The organism is Pelagibacterium lentulum, from assembly GCF_003992625.1.
Lineage (GTDB): Bacteria > Pseudomonadota > Alphaproteobacteria > Rhizobiales > Devosiaceae > Pelagibacterium > Pelagibacterium lentulum.
The window spans coordinates 204,649-219,716 of record NZ_RZMW01000037.1; the positions used below are offsets into that span (position 1 = coordinate 204,649).

Annotated in this window: 17 protein-coding genes; 9 read left to right on the plus strand and 8 right to left on the minus strand. The window is 56.7% G+C overall.

Going from position 1 to position 15,068, the window contains the following annotated elements; all coding sequences use genetic code 11:
- Positions 1-67 precede the first annotated feature (67 nt).
- From EO133_RS11660 to EO133_RS11670, 3 genes are all read left to right on the plus strand, one after another.
- Positions 68-1,843: a tetratricopeptide repeat protein gene (locus tag EO133_RS11660; protein ID WP_127072813.1), complete on the plus strand. Its 1,776-nt coding sequence runs from the start codon at positions 68-70 to the stop codon at positions 1,841-1,843.
- A 14-nt stretch (positions 1,844-1,857) separates the two neighbouring features.
- Positions 1,858-2,856, plus strand: a complete 999-nt coding sequence (locus EO133_RS11665; RefSeq protein WP_127072814.1) for an acrylyl-CoA reductase family protein — start codon at positions 1,858-1,860, stop codon at positions 2,854-2,856.
- 95 nt (positions 2,857-2,951) lie between these two features.
- Positions 2,952-3,230 (plus strand): hypothetical protein, encoded by a 279-nt coding sequence (locus EO133_RS11670; protein ID WP_127072815.1) that lies wholly within the window; start codon positions 2,952-2,954, stop codon positions 3,228-3,230.
- A gap of 61 nt (positions 3,231-3,291) precedes the next feature.
- Here EO133_RS11670 and EO133_RS11675 read toward each other — a convergent pair whose 3' ends face one another.
- From EO133_RS11675 to EO133_RS11685, 4 genes are read right to left on the minus strand one after another with little or no spacing between them, the layout of a single operon-like run.
- Positions 3,292-3,621 carry a DMT family transporter gene (locus tag EO133_RS11675; protein ID WP_127072816.1) on the minus strand — a complete coding sequence of 110 codons (330 nt, stop codon included), beginning with the start codon at positions 3,619-3,621 and terminating at the stop codon, positions 3,292-3,294.
- Positions 3,618-4,910 (minus strand): UDP-N-acetylmuramoyl-L-alanine--D-glutamate ligase, encoded by a 1,293-nt coding sequence (gene murD / locus EO133_RS11680; RefSeq protein WP_164734985.1) that lies wholly within the window; start codon positions 4,908-4,910, stop codon positions 3,618-3,620. Before murD ends, EO133_RS11675 begins: the two co-directional genes overlap by 4 nt.
- On the minus strand, positions 4,900-6,231 hold the full coding sequence (locus EO133_RS20260) for a MurL-like N-terminal domain-containing (RefSeq protein WP_164734986.1): 1,332 nt from the start codon (positions 6,229-6,231) through the stop codon (positions 4,900-4,902). The genes murD and EO133_RS20260 overlap by 11 nt, the downstream gene beginning before the upstream one ends.
- 32 nt (positions 6,232-6,263) lie before the next feature.
- Positions 6,264-7,151, minus strand: a complete 888-nt coding sequence (locus EO133_RS11685; protein ID WP_127072818.1) for a metallophosphoesterase family protein — start codon at positions 7,149-7,151, stop codon at positions 6,264-6,266.
- Between the two features lie 95 nt (positions 7,152-7,246).
- Here EO133_RS11685 and EO133_RS11690 point away from each other — a divergent pair, with 95 nt between their 5' ends.
- Complete coding sequence (locus EO133_RS11690; protein WP_127072819.1) at positions 7,247-7,714, plus strand: NUDIX domain-containing protein; 468 nt, start codon at positions 7,247-7,249, stop codon at positions 7,712-7,714.
- On the opposite strand, the gene EO133_RS11695 is transcribed toward EO133_RS11690, so the two are convergent.
- Complete coding sequence (locus tag EO133_RS11695; RefSeq protein ID WP_127072820.1) at positions 7,704-8,705, minus strand: glutathione S-transferase family protein; 1,002 nt, start codon at positions 8,703-8,705, stop codon at positions 7,704-7,706. The genes EO133_RS11690 and EO133_RS11695 overlap by 11 nt on opposite strands.
- A 283-nt stretch (positions 8,706-8,988) precedes the next feature.
- On the opposite strand from EO133_RS11695, the gene EO133_RS11700 reads away from it, so the two are divergent.
- The 3 genes from EO133_RS11700 to EO133_RS11710 are packed head-to-tail and all read left to right on the plus strand — an operon-like array spanning position 8,989 to position 11,379.
- The gene (locus tag EO133_RS11700; protein ID WP_127072821.1) at positions 8,989-9,531 is read left to right on the plus strand and encodes a GNAT family N-acetyltransferase; all 543 of its coding nucleotides are present in this window, start codon (positions 8,989-8,991) and stop codon (positions 9,529-9,531) included.
- A gap of 16 nt (positions 9,532-9,547) precedes the next feature.
- On the plus strand, positions 9,548-10,174 hold the full coding sequence (locus EO133_RS11705; RefSeq protein ID WP_164734987.1) for a CoA pyrophosphatase: 627 nt from the start codon (positions 9,548-9,550) through the stop codon (positions 10,172-10,174).
- Positions 10,171-11,379: a CCA tRNA nucleotidyltransferase gene (locus EO133_RS11710; protein ID WP_127072823.1), complete on the plus strand. Its 1,209-nt coding sequence runs from the start codon at positions 10,171-10,173 to the stop codon at positions 11,377-11,379. The genes EO133_RS11705 and EO133_RS11710 overlap by 4 nt, the downstream gene beginning before the upstream one ends.
- A gap of 12 nt (positions 11,380-11,391) precedes the next feature.
- Here EO133_RS11710 and EO133_RS11715 read toward each other — a convergent pair whose 3' ends face one another.
- From EO133_RS11715 to EO133_RS11725, 3 genes are all read right to left on the minus strand, one after another.
- Entirely contained in the window at positions 11,392-11,589 is a 198-nt protein-coding gene (locus EO133_RS11715) for a DUF1059 domain-containing protein (RefSeq protein WP_127072824.1), read from the minus strand.
- 84 nt (positions 11,590-11,673) lie between these two features.
- On the minus strand, positions 11,674-12,561 hold the full coding sequence (hemF, locus tag EO133_RS11720) for an oxygen-dependent coproporphyrinogen oxidase (protein WP_127072825.1): 888 nt from the start codon (positions 12,559-12,561) through the stop codon (positions 11,674-11,676).
- Positions 12,558-13,028: a tRNA (cytidine(34)-2'-O)-methyltransferase gene (locus EO133_RS11725; RefSeq protein ID WP_127072826.1), complete on the minus strand. Its 471-nt coding sequence runs from the start codon at positions 13,026-13,028 to the stop codon at positions 12,558-12,560. The genes hemF and EO133_RS11725 overlap by 4 nt, the downstream gene beginning before the upstream one ends.
- Positions 13,029-13,257: 229 nt before the next feature.
- Here EO133_RS11725 and petA point away from each other — a divergent pair, with 229 nt between their 5' ends.
- A complete protein-coding gene (gene petA / locus EO133_RS11730) occupies positions 13,258-13,782 on the plus strand; it encodes a ubiquinol-cytochrome c reductase iron-sulfur subunit (protein ID WP_127072827.1) in 525 nt (174 codons plus the stop codon).
- A gap of 15 nt (positions 13,783-13,797) precedes the next feature.
- On the plus strand, positions 13,798-15,060 hold the full coding sequence (locus EO133_RS11735) for a cytochrome b (RefSeq protein WP_127072828.1): 1,263 nt from the start codon (positions 13,798-13,800) through the stop codon (positions 15,058-15,060).
- Positions 15,061-15,068 lie beyond the last annotated feature (8 nt).

A 15,068-nucleotide genomic window follows, 5' to 3' on the forward strand; every position in this document is an offset into this window, starting at 1 on the left:
ACCGTTTCTGATTTACATGTAAAATGGAGGCGCGTAGGCTAGGGCTTTGAAAGGTAGGGGCCTGAAAGTGCGAGAGGGGAGCACATTTTCGGGAGACGACGATTCTGCCGCAGTTCGCCAAGCTCTGGACGAATTGCTGGCATGGGAGCCTATGCGCCGTTCTCCCCAATTGGGAGCCTTCCTCGCTTACGTCGTCGAAGCAAGGCTTGCAGGGGACGCTGGAGCCATAAAGGCTTATTCCATTGCTGTCGATGTTTTTGGCCGAGCCGCCGACTTCGATCCGCAACGAGATCCGATCGTCAGGGTTCAGGCGCGACGGTTGCGCGCTCTGCTTGCTGAATTCTATCAGTCCGGCAATGCCGAAGCGCCCATCGAGATTGTCTTGCCCATCGGCGGCTATGTGCCGGAGTTCCGTGCTCGGATGCTTGAGCAATTGCCGCCCGAGCAGCAGCCCGTGGCTCCGATCTATCAGGATGGCGCTCGGGCGAAGCAATCAGTCAAGCCCCAAACTGAAACGGGGCGGCCTCGTGCCGTGTGGGCTGTCGGTATATTGGCGCTCGCGATACTAATACTCGCGGGGATCTATTGGACTTCTCTGAGCGAGCGTACCGGTGTAGCGGTGCCAGTTGCGCAGCCGGCAATGCCGTTCGTCATCGTCGAGGAGTTCGAGAGTTTGATCGATGACCGGCGGGGTGTTCCTCTCGTTGCGGGTCTTGCCATCGAGCTCGTTACCGATCTCAACCAGTTTCCCGATCTTTCCGCGCGTTATGGCGATACTCAGGCCGAAGTTACTCAGGGCGATCTTGCGCTTGGACAGCCGATCTACATGCTGTCGGGGGTGGTGCGACGGACCGAACAGGGGGTGCGTTACAGTGTTCTGCTCCGGGAGCACAATAGCGAAGCCGCATTTGCCAGCGTCGATGTCTCGGTCCCTTTGGATAACGGTAATCCGCAGATGTCTCTTGATGATGTCGCTCGCATGATTGCTATCAGGCTTGGCAGTCCGCGCGGACCACTCCATGCTGCAACGCGGCAATGGTTGGCATCGAGCACTGCGTCCGACCTTGTGCTTGAGCCTTATCCCTGCTTCATCGCAGCGGCATTGTTTCGCGAGCAGCGCCTTCTGATCGATGCAACTCAGGTGGAAAGGTGCGCCGAAGCTGGCGCGCGCGGCGGCGACTCAGAAAGCCAGGCACTTCTTGCGCTGATTACGGCAGATCGAGGCTGGCGGATCGGCAGTGACAATGAAGAAGGAGCAGCGCTGCTGGCTGAAGGCGGACGGCTCGCCGACGAGGCCATTCGTATAGAGCCCATCAGCGCGTTCAATTGGGCGTCGCGTGGATTTGTGGCCTTGCTTGGCGGCGATACGCTGCAGGCGCGCGAGTATTACAGCACGGCCATGCAACTCAATCCGGCTGCTGTCGACATGCTGGCCGACTACGCCTATGTCGAGGCGCAGATCGGCAATTGGCAATTGGCAAATTCACTTTCGGCGCTTGCCTTTTCGGTCGAGAGCGATCCGCCCAACTTCTACTACTCCGTGCCGGCGCTTCATGCCTTGCGGGACGGTGATTATAGGGCTGCCGTCGAATTTGGAGAGAGGATGATCGAGGGTCTGCCGGATCTGGGGTCTGCGGTTCTGGTCTCGGCTGGCGGCCATCTGCGCGACAACACAGTAATCAACGCATACCTGCCACGACTTCTCGCAAGCAACAGGTTTCGACGCATGGGGATTATGCCTGCTTTGCGTTACCACATACTCGATACCGAACTGTTGCGTGTCCTGAGCAACGGAATTTCTCATGCCGGTGTACCTGTTGACAGGCTGGCCCGGCCATTTTGAAATGGAGGCGATCAATGACATTCCGGGCACTGCTGACAGACAAGGACAAGCACGGCAAGGTCTCGTCCCGAGTTGCTGAACTGGACGAACGGGACCTCCCCGATGGCAATGTTTTGCTGGCGATCGACTGGACGGGGTTCAATTACAAGGATGGTTTGGCGCTGACCGGGCGCGGGGGGATCGTGCGCAGCTATCCCCATATTGGCGGCGTTGATTTTGCAGGGAGGGTCATTGAGAGCACCGATGGCCGCTATCATCCGGGACAGGCGGTTATCCTGACGGGCTGGCGGGTGGGTGAGTGGCATTGGGGCGGGTTCGCGACACGGGCGCGGGTCAATGCAGATTGGCTGGTTCCCATGCCCAAAGGGATGTCCACGCGAGATGCCATGGTCATCGGAACTGCGGGGTTGACGGCCATGCTGGCAATCAACCGCCTCAAATCGGAGGGCATACGCGCCGCCGGCAGTACGAATGGCCCGGTGCTTGTAACCGGGGCAGGCGGAGGCGTGGGATCAATTGCGACTTTGTTGCTGGCACGGCTCGGCTATGAGGTACATGTGGTAACAGGGCGGGAAGAGGTACACGACGATCTCAAGGCTCTTGGGGCCAATATGGTCCTTGGCCGGGACGCTCTTGAGGCTAGCGAAAAAGGTTTGCTCAAGCCGCGTTGGCGCGGCGCCATCGACAATGTCGGTGGCGCGCCATTGGCTTCCCTGCTTAAACAAATTGAGCCAGGTGGTTGCGTGGCAGCCGTGGGGCTTGCCGCTGGTGCCAATTGGGACGCCAGCGTTGTGCCCTTCATTCTGCGTGGGATTACCCTTGCCGGTATCGATAGCGTCATGCAGCCCTTTGACGCGCGAATGGCGGCGTGGGATCGGCTGACCACCTTGTTCAGTTCAACAGTTTACGAGCGTATGGTAACTGAAGCCGCGCTGGCAGATCTGCCTGCGCTTTCCGAGGACATTCTTGCGGGAAGAGTGCGTGGACGGGTGATTGTCAAACCTTCGGCGTAGGGGCGCCGAGAACTTGCTCGGATGCAGAAGATAACGCTTTTCAGCAATAGAAACTGCTAACGTCAAATTAACGCATCGTTGCTAGACATTGTCCCATGAGTACTGTCGGTGGCTACAAAAAGATGAACTGGAACTCCAAGCAGCCTGCCTGGAAAGAGTTCGAAATTGCGCGCGCACGCCGCCGCAACGCCATCAAGCAGTTCCAGGCTCAGTCCGACGCTTTGGCTTATGCTTTCAGCAACGCCTTTAACAACCAGATCAACGGTGTTGGGGAAGTTGCGGCCATGACCGCACAAGCGCGGCTTAACAAGCGCGTTGCCGAAATGCAAAAAAGCATGGAAGCCAATTATGCCAAGCTCGACAAGCTGGTGTGATTAAGCGCGCAATCTTACACCCGCAATTTCTCGGCATAGGAAAAGTCGACAATATCGGATGTTAATGCGGCGTTGCCTTTGAAAAAACGTTGATGACAATAACGCCGGCAACGATCAATACCATGCCGATCACTGCGGGGGCGTCGAGCATCTGGCGATAAAGCACCCATCCGGCAATAGAGATCAAAACGATCCCGAGGCCTGACCATATTGCATAGGCGACGCCGACCGGCAGCGTGCGCAGGGTCAGCGAGAGGAAAAAGAAGGCTGCAGCGTAGCCTGCAACGACGATCAGGCTTGGGCCTAACCGGGTAAAGCCATCGGCGGCCTTAAGGGCAGATGTGGCAATGACTTCAAAAACGATGGCTGTCAGCAAATAAACATAGGTCATGAAGCGGCCTTATCGCCAAAAAGGGATTGCGCGAGCGCCTTGAACCTGTCGCCGCGCTCTTCAAAGTTGCGGAACTGGTTGTAGCTCGGAGCACCGGGCGACAAAATAACAGTATCGAAGGTGTCTTTTGGCACCTTGGCTAGAGCCTGCATTGCCTCGTCAAGAGTATTGGCCTTAATCACCGGGATGGGGGTGTTTTCGCTGACCATCCTGCCCAACCGCATCCCTGTGACCGGCAAACAGCACAGCATGACAACGCTTGTTAGCCCCATGAGGTTTGCAAGGTCTGTATAATCCTGCTGGCGCTCATGGCCGCCTGCGACAAGTGCGATTTTTTTGCCCTTGTAGGCAGCGAGGGCGACCTTGGTTGCCTCGGGGGTGGTCGAGATGGAGTCGTCGACAAACAGAAGATCTCCGACCTGCAATTCCTCGAGCCGGTGGGGCAGGGGCACAAACGCCTCAATGCCGGCAAAAATGCCCTCGCGCGTGGCACCTGCTGCCAGTGCTATGGCGGCAGCCAGCCGTGCATTATCGTGATTGTGTGCGCCTTTGAGCCGCGACGTCATGGCCGCCATAAGAATTTCATCGCTCAGGTCGATGTCGAGTGGCGGGACATGCTGGGTGCCCGCCGGGATCGTGGCTTTTACCCGTTCGACGGTCGCAGCCTGCGGGCCGATGGCGACCAGCTTTGGACCCTTGGCGATCAGATTGAGCTTGTCGCGGTAGTAGGTATCCAATCCCCCGTGCCAATCCACGTGTTCGGGATAGAGGTTGGAAATCGCAGCAATATCGGGTGCGAAGTCGATATCGGCCGTTTGGTAGGAGGAAAGCTCCAACACCACTGTCTGCGCCTTGTCGGTGGCATCGAGCGGCGGAATACCGACATTGCCTGCCAAGATCACATCCACCCCGGAATGCTTGAGCATGAGATGCACAAGCGTTGCGGTCGTCGATTTGCCTTTGGTGCCTGAAATGGCGACGACTGTGCGACCGTCGCGATAATGGGCACCCCAAAGATTGAGGTTCGAGGTTACTTTGATACCGGCTTCCCTGGCGCTCTGAAAAATGGGCTTGTAGAGCGAAACGCCAGGGCTTTTGACAATCAACCCAAAACGCGAAACGTCTTGCGCTGCTTCAGGGGTGACGAAAGTGGCGCCATCCAGTTGGGCCTCGCCATCATCGCTGGTGACGAACAGTTCGAGTTCGGGGTGCTGTTTGCGCAGGAAAGCTGCGGTGGAGCGCGCTTCGCGTCCGGCGCCGTAAAGCAGAACGGGACCATCAATTTGCATGAGGAAACACCGCTTTCTCAATTTGGGCAGGGATAAGATGCTGGTCGCTATCGACAAACAGATCCGCATAGGCGGTTTGGAGCTTGGCCTGCGAATAGAATGCGATGAGGTCATCGCGTAGCGCCTGGACCACTGCAGTATTGCGCCAGTCGGGATGGTCGGAGATTTTCCACAAACAGGCTGCGGCCTCGAGAATTTCGCCGACACATTCCCAGGGTTTATGCCCGACAATGCCGACAAGTTCGCGATAAGGAGCGATATTGTCAGGATTGTCCAAGACGTTTGTATCGAAAATCTTCGTGAGACGCTCGATCCCCATTTCCGGCGCGAAGATCAGAAAGACAAACAGGCATTTGGGGCATTTTCCACACCAGAGCGGGCCGGAATTGCCAGCTTGCAGGAAATTGCGGTTACAACTCGAGAATACATCGTCAAACCGCGTCCCGCGCGCAAACAGACGCGCGATCCTTGCTTCCGAATAAGGACGCAATAGAGAGAAATACTCGATCGCGCCGCCTGAAACCCGATAGAGCAGGGATTGAATATGGCGTTCAAATTCAAGGGATTTTGAGTGTTGATGATTGGCTTCCCGACCGTCGAATTCGATGTTGCCCTCGCTGGCGGAGCGCTCATTGGAAAGCACGATCCGGTTGTATCCAAAGAGCAGGCTGGCAAGGCTAGCGATCATGGAATTGATCGCCGTTGATGGGACGTGGCCATTATAGAAGCCGGGCTCCTTGCCGAGCCGGATCATTTCGGGATCGAGCACGCGGCGTACACCAATCATGTCGTGTGCGGCTCGTTCGGCTGAGGAAAGGATCGGGCCCTTGGGATTGACCGCAAACAGGGTCATTGCAATCCCGGCACGTTCGAGAAGATCGACGCTGACCAGCGAGTCCTTGCCGCCGCCGATCAGAACCAGTGCACGATCAGCAAGGTCTGGCTTTTCCACCGTAACAGAGGTCGCCGATACAGCAATATTGAGCTTGCCGAAGCGTTTGAGGTCGTTGCGGGCATAAAACTCGCCCAAGCCGTTCTCGTAGATATCGAGAAGGAAAGATCTGTCATCTGCGGCCAGAGAGAGCGCTGTCGCATCGATTTCAAATGGCGCGCGCAGCTTGTAATAGCTCACGCCCAGAACTGCTGCAGTCAGATCCAGAAGGTGAACAAAAACAGGAGATTGGGCCGCATCGCGATCAAATCCACCTGGGAATTGCAGTGCCTCGGTAAAGCTCAGGTCGCCGAGCCTATAGGTAAACTCGGCGCTACCGGATTCGATGTCGAACCGGGGACGCGCAATGATGAAGGCAGTGTCGCTCAAGACTGGACTCGCTGGCTGGCGTAAGGCGCAAATCAATAGATACGCATTTGTAGCCGTAATGCTATATCATCGCCAATGCGCTGATATCCATATTCGCGCATGACGCAATGCCATGTGTTTCCGCTCTTTTCAATGCCGAACAGGTTATAGCGCGCCGGCGCATCGTGTCCGTCAGGGGAGGCGGAAGCTGAAGCAACTCCGATGACGGGAATTTCCTTTTCCGGGCCAGCAATGCCGTGGATGGACGAGACATGGGTATGGCCGTGCAGGACAAGTTCCGCGCCATGTTGCGCCAAAACTGCCCGAACCGCGGGCGCATCCCACAAACCTTTGCGCTTTGACGCCGATTCCGGATTGGGCGGGTGGTGGATCATAACGACGCGAAAATAGCCCGCTTCGTCCAGAAGCTGCAAAAGCCGGGCGAGTCTTTCCAGTTGCGGTTGTCCCACGCGACCTGCGGCCACAAATGGCGGCGTGGGTATGGCGCTCGACACTCCGATTACCGCGACCTGTCCCACACGGCGCACGTAAGGAAACGGATTGTCGTTCAGTGTTTCGCCCGACATATAAGCGCCATATGCCGCGCAGGCATTTTTAAGCGCACCTTTGACATAGGCATCGTGATTTCCGGGAATCGCGCAGACTACTTCCGGCGTCCCAAGCCCTGCCAGCCATGTGGCGGCGCGCGCTGTTTCTTCCTCAAGCGCCAGATTAACGAGATCGCCGGTCACGGCAGTCAGGTCCGGTTCCTGGCTCTTCATGTGAGCGGTCAAGCGGGAGAGTGTGTCCCGCCGCATACTGCCTTTCCGCTTTACGCGCCAATTTATGAAGCCGGTAATTCTTTTGGACAGCAGATCGCGCGCATGCACCTTAGGGAGCGGTGCGAGATGAATGTCCGAAATATGCGCAAGTTTGATCATTATGCATTCTATTGGCATGCGCGCTGCGGCAAGAAAATGGCCGATTGCTCAACTGATCACGTTTTGTCATGTGTTGGTGAACAAAAGGAAGTGCAATGCCGCAAACACCTTGGCAAAAACTCAAGTTTTCTTTGATGCTGCGTGCGGTGGGCATTTATCGGCACGTAACGCTCGGTGTTCGTTGTGCCGTAATTTCCGATAACGCAGTGCTGATGGTTCGCCATAGCTACGTCGCGGGATGGCATCTGCCCGGTGGCGGTGTCGATCCAGGCGAGACGGCTCTTGCGGCAGGCAAGAGGGAAGTGCTTGAAGAAACCGGCTATTGTGTTGCCGATGAAGGGCAGCTTTTCGGTCTCTATCACAGTACGCTCTACACAAATCGCGATCACGTCGCGCTCTATGTTTTCGGCGGTGCTGAAAAGCGCCGGGAGTTTGTGCCCAGCGCTGAAATTTCAGAAATCGGCTGGTTCGAAATCGATGGGTTGCCGGACGAGACGAGCCCGGCAACGCTGAGGCGGCTTGATGAGATTGCCGGGCGACGCCCGATCAGTCTCAACTGGTAACGGCTGACGCAGCTTTGGGCGCATGGCCGATCGGGGTGATGAAATCCAGTTCCGGTCCTGCCGGGATGATCCGGTGTGGATTGATGGTTGTGTGGCTCCAGTAGTAGTGGGTGCGAATGTGCTCGAGATCGAGCGTTTTTGCGACGCCGGGCCAATTATACAGCTTCTTGAGATAAGCTGAGAGGGCCGGATAGTCGGCAATGCGGCGGATATTGCATTTGAAGTGCCCGACATAGACCGCATCGAACCGCATCAGCGTGGTCACTAGCCGCCAATCAGCCTCGGTTGGTTCACTGCCCACAAGGAAGGGTTGTTTCTGCAAAATGGTTTCAGCCCAGTCGAGCGCGTCAAAAAGATTGGTGACGGCTTCTGCATAGGCTTGCTGTGTGGTGGCAAAGCCTGCCTTGTAAACCCCGTTGTTAATGTTGGAATAGACTTTGGCATTGATCGCATCGATCTGTTCGCGCTTGTCCTCGGGGTAGAAATCGAGCGTGTTGCCGGTTAAATCGTTGAACGCCAAATTGAACATGCGAATAATTTCCGCACTTTCATTGGAGACAATCGTATTGGTTTTTTTATCCCAGAGCACTGGGACAGTGACGCGACCAGTATAATCCGGCATTGCGGCGGTATAAACCTGCCACATATAATCGGCCCCGTGGATCGGATCTTTGTCCGAACCCATGTCTCCGGTAAAGGCCCAGCCGGTTTCATCGGGCATTTTCGGCGCCACTGCCGACACCGAAATGTGCTTTTCCAAATCCTTGAGGGCGCGAAAGATCAGTGTGCGATGCGCCCAAGGACAGGCATAGGAAACATAAAGGTGGTAGCGTCCGCTCTCTGCCTTAAAGCCCCCGGTGCCGGTCGGGCCGGGGCTGCCATCGGCTGTAACCCAGTTGCGGAACGCCGACTCGGAGCGTTTGAACTTACCGCCCGTCGATTTGGTGTCATACCATTGGGTTGACCACTTACCGTCGATTAGCTGTCCCATACGATATCCTTTGCTCGTGCGTCTGCATTTATGACGACAATGTAAGGCGATTGTTCAAAATTATTAGCCCCTTCCCGTTGAACGGCCTGTTTCATCCAAAGCTTGGAACCAAGGCTCGAAAAATTTTGTTGGACGCTGAGGCGTGCCGGTGCTATTTGCGAAAAAGTTATCCGCTTTGGACCTACAAAAATGTTCAGCTTCGATCAGGATCTTCGACGAATTTGACTACCGCCTGTCGCAGGCGAGGATTTCGTTGTACGCTGACCGAACCGGATAATTCCCCATGACGATCTCGACCCCGCACGCCGCGGATTTCGTGACACAGCCTGAAGCGCTGGCCATTCGGCCTGAAACACCATTCGATGAAGCCTGGATTGAAAACCTGCACGAAGTCTCGTTCGGACCGGGACGATTTGCGCGGGCGGCCTTTCGTGTGCGTGAGCGCTTCGATGTCGATCCAAGTCTATGCTGGATTGCCGAACTTGGTGGGAAGCGGGCGGCATCGGTGCGCATGACGCCGATCTCGGTCGGTGGGCGCAATGGATACTTGTTGGGCCCCCTGATGACCGATCCGGTCTTTCGCAAGCAAGGGGCAGGGCGGACGCTGGTTGCCCATGTTTGCGATCTGGCTCTGGAACGCAAGGGGATCGACTTTGTGCTGCTTGTAGGGGACAGGGCCTATTACGAACCTTTGGGCTTTGTGCCGACGACACCGCGCGCAATCGTCTTTCCCGGTCCCGTCGATCCAGACCGCGTGCTGATCAACACCAGAGATGAAGCGCTGGCTGCAAATCTGAAAGGGGACGTTGCGGGTTTCATCGATTGAGCCTATGTCCTTGGACATGAGTGGTGACCGCGACATTTTCGAGTTCAGTCAGCGTCTTTTGGGTGAGCCGCAGCCAATGCCGGATGCGGCCGACCTCATGCCGGACTGGCTGCCCGATGATGGCTTCGATCAGCCACCGGTGCCCGCGGCCGTGTTAATTGCACTGGTTCGTCGGAATGCGGGCTATAGTGTGCTCTACACGGAGCGCTCAAGCGCTCTGCGCAAACACTCGGGGCAGGTCGCTTTTCCCGGAGGCCGTATCGATGCGGAAGACCACGATGCGGCTTATGCGGCTCTGCGCGAAGCCAATGAGGAAGTGGCGCTCAATCCGCAGGATGCCGATATTCTGGGCTATATGCCCTATTATTTCACCGGCACCAATTACTTCATTACCCCGGTGGTCGCCGTGGTGGACCCAAAGGCGCCGTTTGTTGCCAATCCTTCGGAAGTCGAGCGCGTCTTCGAGGTGCCCCTGGACGTTATTGCGTCCGAGCAAAGCTATAGCACATTCCGCATCCATCACCGTGGGCAGGAGCGGCGGAGCTGGCAATTGCAATATGACGGGCACACGATCTGGGGGATCACCGCGAATCTGACCCGCCGGTTTCGCGATAGCGTGATCGGCACGGGGGTGGACTCGTGAGTGAGCAAGAGGCGTTGGCGCGATTGAAGGCTGCGGCCTGGCTTGCTGACGCAAAGCCTTTCTTCGACTGCCTGGGTGGCGATGACGGAGCGACGCGCGCTGTGGGCGGCATTGTGCGTGACACACTTTTGGGGCGCGCTCAGACGACAACCGATATCGATCTTGCCACTGTGCTTCGGCCGCAAGAGGTGATGGAGCGGGCTCAGGCCGCGGACATTCGGGCCCACCCAACGGGGCTGGAGCATGGCACTGTTACCCTGGTTGCGGGCGGCGTGACGGCGGAAGTGACCACTTTGCGCGAAGACGTTGAGACGTTTGGCAGACATGCCAAGGTGCGCTTCGGTACTGACTGGGCAAAGGATGCGCGACGGCGCGATTTCACGATGAATGCGCTTTATGCCGATGCCGCAGGAGCCTTGTTCGATCCGCTCGGAGGCTTGGGTGATTGCCTTGCTCGCAAGGTGAAATTTATAGGCAATGCCGACAACAGGATCGCAGAAGATCGGCTGCGCGTTTATCGCTATTTCCGATTTGCTGCCAGCCATGGGGCGCAACAGTTCGACGCCGAAGCGCTTGCGGCCTGCGCAAGGGTTGCCGACAATCTCGATCAGCTTTCAGCCGAACGGGTGGGCAGCGAGATGGTCCGGCTGCTGGGTTTGGCAAAGATCGGCGAAACGCTGGGTGAAATGAAGACATGCGGCGTTCTCGACGACATCGTGATGTCGCAGCAGACGCTTGAACGTTTGGTGCGCTACGAAAGCCTTGGTTTTTCTCCCGAACTTAGTGGCCGGTTGGCTCTAATTCTCGCGGGCGGGATTGAGGCAGAGAAACTTCAGGACAAATGGCGGCTTTCAAACGCGCAGATCAACGCGGCGCGGTCGGTTTTCCAGGCTTGTGGCGATGTGTTGTTCGGACAGGTCGCAGAGGTTGCTTACCGCTTGCCCGAGCACAAATTCACAATTGCCGCCGTAGCGAGTGTCCTTGGTGAAAAAGACGAGCGGTGGCTGGCCGAGCATATGGCGCAAATGGAGCAATTGGTGCCGGATGGGTTTCCGGTGTCGGGCAAGGATCTTGTTCGCCTGGGATATCATCCCGGCCCTGAACTGGGCGCTGAACTCAAGCGGTTGGAAAAATGCTGGCTCGAAGCAGGTTATGGTTATGACAAGGCGGCCCTGCTCGCTATGGCAAGGCCGCCTGAAAACTAGGACGGCTTTCGATCAGTGCCGGGTTTCGCCGGTGCCTTCAACATCGACGATACGCTCCTTTATGCGTTCGACCATGTCGGGGCGAATATCGGTCTCACCGTGCTCGGTGCGCAGTTTTTCGACTGCCTTGCGAACAACTTCAGCTTCCGATTCTGCTGTTGCGTGCCAAGTGGCTCCGGGGATCAGCGATCCGCCATCAAAGCGTTTCATGGTGTTCCTCCGTTCTTGTCGTTTCGGGATGCGACCATATCATAAAAACGAAGCCATTGCAGGTTTGTTCCAGCTTGCCGTCAACTATGGCCAGCGCACCTCGGGGGGCATGGACGACAGAATCGAATTGACGTTGCCACCGGTTTTGAGCCCGAAGGTCGTACCCCGGTCATAAAGCAGGTTAAATTCGACATAGCGGCCGCGGCGTACAAGCTGCTCATGCCGCTGCTCGTCGGTCCAGGGCGTATTGAAGTTGCGGCGTACCAATTCGGGATAAATCTCGATAAACCTTCGCCCGACATCCTGAGTGAATGCGAAATCGGCATCCCAGTCGCCCGAATTGTGCCGATCATAAAAGATGCCACCGATGCCGCGCGGTTCCTTGCGGTGCGGCAGATAGAAGTATTCGTCGCACCAGTCTTTATAGCGCTGGTAATCTGCGACGTCATGGGGCGTGCATGCTGCTTTCATGGCGGCATGGAATGCACGCGAATCAGGATCGTCCTGCGTGCGGCGCGCATCGAGCACCGGGGTAAGATCGCCGCCGCCGCCAAACCACCATTGTGACGTCACGACCATGCGGGTGTTCATGTGTACCGCGGGCACATTGGGATTCCACGGATGGCCGATGACCGAAATACCGGAGGCCCAGAAATGGGCATTTTCCTCGGTGCCAGGAATGGATTTGGCAAATTCAGGAGAAAACTGGCCGTAAACGGTCGAGATATGAACGCCCATTTTTTCAAAGACGCGTCCATGAATGAGCGACATTTCACCGCCGCCGCCTTCAGCACCGGTGTGATCGGTGCGCGTCCATGTTTCCCGCTCGAAACGGCCGGGTTCGCGATCTGCGTGAGGTCCTGCCACCTCGTCCTCAACTGCCTCAAGGGCCGCGCAAAGGTCGTCGCGAACCTGCCGGAACCACGTGCTGGCCTTGGATTTTTTGTCTTCAATATCAGCGGGTAAGGTCATATGAGTGTGTCGAACCCCTTTATCTGGCGCAGTGCCTCTCCTAACACGATGGCAGCGGCGATGGCGACATTGAGCGAGCGCGCCTCTTGTCGCATCGGAATTCGCAACCGCAAATCGGCACTATCATCCACCGACTGGGGGACGCCGGCACTTTCGCGCCCGACCAGCAGGATGTCGCTTTCCGAAAAGCTGGCGTCATAGCAGGAGACTGAAGCCTTTGTCGTCAGGAGTGCAAGGCGTCTGTTTTCCAGCTTTCGCCAGCTGTCAAAAGCGGAAAAACCTGTATGCTCGATCAATTCCACCTGATCGAGATAATCCATGCCAGCGCGTTTGAGTGCGGCGCGGGAAAAGGGAAATCCCGTAGGGTGGATGATGTGAACAGGCACGCCAAGGCAGGCGCCAAGGCGCAAAAGTGTCCCGGTGTTTTGGGCAATGTCTGGCTGATAGAGCGCGAGAGCAGGCGTCATGGGATAAAGAATGGCCCAAAAGTGTTCAAATCTGGGTGGGTATAGTGTCGCATATTGGTGAAGTCACGCCCCCGATGTCTGGACAAGACGATAAGACAGTGCAAAAAGAACCCAAAAATCCGCGCCGCTTGCCAGCGGCTTGGGCCGAGTCGTATATGCCGAAGGCAGGACCGGCCTGATTAAGCGGACATGAGATTAAATTGTGCAGGCCTTACGGGGATCAAGAGCTTTGGCGACAGCGAGCGAAACAAAAGCGACAAGACGCGATTTTCTTTACGTCGCGACAGGAGCAGTGGGGGCGGTTGGCGTAGCCGCCGTTGTATGGCCACTTATCGACCAGTTGAACCCGGATGCCTCGGTTTTGGCGCTGGCATCCGCGCAGTTCGATCTTTCGCCGATTGCTGAAGGATCGTCGGTTACGGTTATGTGGCGCGGTATGCCGGTGTTTATCCGTCATCGTACCCAAGCCGAAATCGAGGCCGCTCGAGCGGTGGATGTTGCGACCCTGCGCGACCCGGAGAGCGATGCGGATCGTGTCAAGGAAGGCCATGAGCAATGGCTGGTGATGGTCGCAAACTGCACGCATCTTGGCTGCGTTCCAGTGGGTGAATCGGGCGATTATGATGGATGGTTCTGCCCTTGCCACGGGTCGCAGTTCGACACTGCGGGCCGAATTCGTCGTGGTCCGGCACCGACCAACCTGGTTGTGCCGCCGTATGAATTTCTGACCGATACACTGATCGAGATCGGCTAAGGGGACTGTTGAGGAATGGCTAATCACGCAGGCAACTACACGCCGGGCAACGGGTTCGAGCGCTGGATGGACGAGCGCCTCCCTATCATCAGGTTCTCCAAAGAACATCTGATGGACTTCCCGACACCCAAAAATCTCAACTACTGGTGGACTTTCGGCGGCATTCTCGCCTTCATGCTGGTGGTGCAAATCGTCACCGGGATCATTCTGGTGATGCACTATACGCCGCATGTAGATCTGGCATTCGCGTCGGTCGAACATATTCGGCGTGACGTGAATTACGGACGTATCATTCAGGGGACTCACGCGGTGGGTGCCTCGATGTTCTTTGTGGCGCTTTATGTGCATATGTTCCGGGGTCTTTATTATGGGTCCTATAAGGCGCCGCGCGAAATCATCTGGATGCTCGGCGTAATCCTGTTCATCCTGGTCATGGCGACCGCTTTCATGGGCTATGTGCTGCCCTGGGGGCAGATGAGCCTTTGGGGTGCGACGGTTATCACCGGGCTGTTCTCAGCTATTCCGGTGATCGGGGAGCCAATCCAGACGCTGCTTCTGGGCGGTTTCTCGGTGGCAAATCCGACACTCAACCGCTTCTTCTCGCTGCATTATCTGCTGCCCTTTATCATTGCGGCGGTTGTGGTGCTTCATATTTGGGCGCTGCATGTGCCGGGCAACAACAATCCGGTTGGTGTCGAAGTCAAGGAAAGCCGCGATACGTTGCCGTTCCACCCTTACTTCACCATGAAGGATCTGTTTGCGATCGTGGTCTTCCTGATCCCGTTTGCCTGGTTCGTATTTTTCGCGCCGGATATCCTGGGCCACGCGGACAATTACATTCCCGGTGATCCCCTGGTTACTCCAGCTCACATCGTGCCTGAATGGTATCTGCTGCCCTATTACGCCATGCTGCGCGCTATCGACTTCGATGTCCTCTTTATCGAAGCCCGGTTGGGCGGGGTTCTGGTGATGTTCGGTTCGCTTGCGATCCTGTTCGTTCTACCGTGGCTGGACCGGTCGCCCGTGCGCTCAGGCACCTTCCGGCCTCTGTTCAAGCCTTTCTATTGGGTGTTCGTGTTCACCTTTATTGTTCTGGCTTATCTTGGGGCACAGCCTGCTGAAGGCATCTACGTTCTTTTGGCGCAGATATGCACGGCTTACTATTTCGGTTATTTCCTGATTATCCTTCCGCTGCTGTCGCGGATCGAAACGCCAGCACCGCTGCCCGCGAGCATCTCGGAAAGCGTGTTGGCCAAAAGCAAGAAGGCTGCGGCCTGAGACGGCGA

What these genes read in the sequence shown, in the direction of transcription:
- EO133_RS11685 (WP_127072818.1), bottom strand. Translation starts at nt 7,151, where the DNA reads ATGATCAAACTTGCGCATATTTCGGACATTCATCTCGCACCGCTCCCT.
- hemF (WP_127072825.1), bottom strand. Translation starts at nt 12,561, where the DNA reads ATGACCTTACCCGCTGATATTGAAGACAAAAAATCCAAGGCCAGCACG.
- EO133_RS11665 (WP_127072814.1), top strand. Translation starts at nt 1,858, where the DNA reads ATGACATTCCGGGCACTGCTGACAGACAAGGACAAGCACGGCAAGGTC.
- EO133_RS11670 (WP_127072815.1), top strand. Translation starts at nt 2,952, where the DNA reads ATGAGTACTGTCGGTGGCTACAAAAAGATGAACTGGAACTCCAAGCAG.
- EO133_RS11725 (WP_127072826.1), bottom strand. Translation starts at nt 13,028, where the DNA reads ATGACGCCTGCTCTCGCGCTCTATCAGCCAGACATTGCCCAAAACACC.
- EO133_RS11695 (WP_127072820.1), bottom strand. Translation starts at nt 8,705, where the DNA reads ATGGGACAGCTAATCGACGGTAAGTGGTCAACCCAATGGTATGACACC.
- EO133_RS11705 (WP_164734987.1), top strand. Translation starts at nt 9,548, where the DNA reads ATGAGTGGTGACCGCGACATTTTCGAGTTCAGTCAGCGTCTTTTGGGT.
- EO133_RS11700 (WP_127072821.1), top strand. Translation starts at nt 8,989, where the DNA reads ATGACGATCTCGACCCCGCACGCCGCGGATTTCGTGACACAGCCTGAA.
- EO133_RS11735 (WP_127072828.1), top strand. Translation starts at nt 13,798, where the DNA reads ATGGCTAATCACGCAGGCAACTACACGCCGGGCAACGGGTTCGAGCGC.
- EO133_RS11715 (WP_127072824.1), bottom strand. Translation starts at nt 11,589, where the DNA reads ATGAAACGCTTTGATGGCGGATCGCTGATCCCCGGAGCCACTTGGCAC.
- EO133_RS11675 (WP_127072816.1), bottom strand. Translation starts at nt 3,621, where the DNA reads ATGACCTATGTTTATTTGCTGACAGCCATCGTTTTTGAAGTCATTGCC.
- murD (WP_164734985.1), bottom strand. Translation starts at nt 4,910, where the DNA reads ATGCAAATTGATGGTCCCGTTCTGCTTTACGGCGCCGGACGCGAAGCG.
- EO133_RS11690 (WP_127072819.1), top strand. Translation starts at nt 7,247, where the DNA reads ATGCCGCAAACACCTTGGCAAAAACTCAAGTTTTCTTTGATGCTGCGT.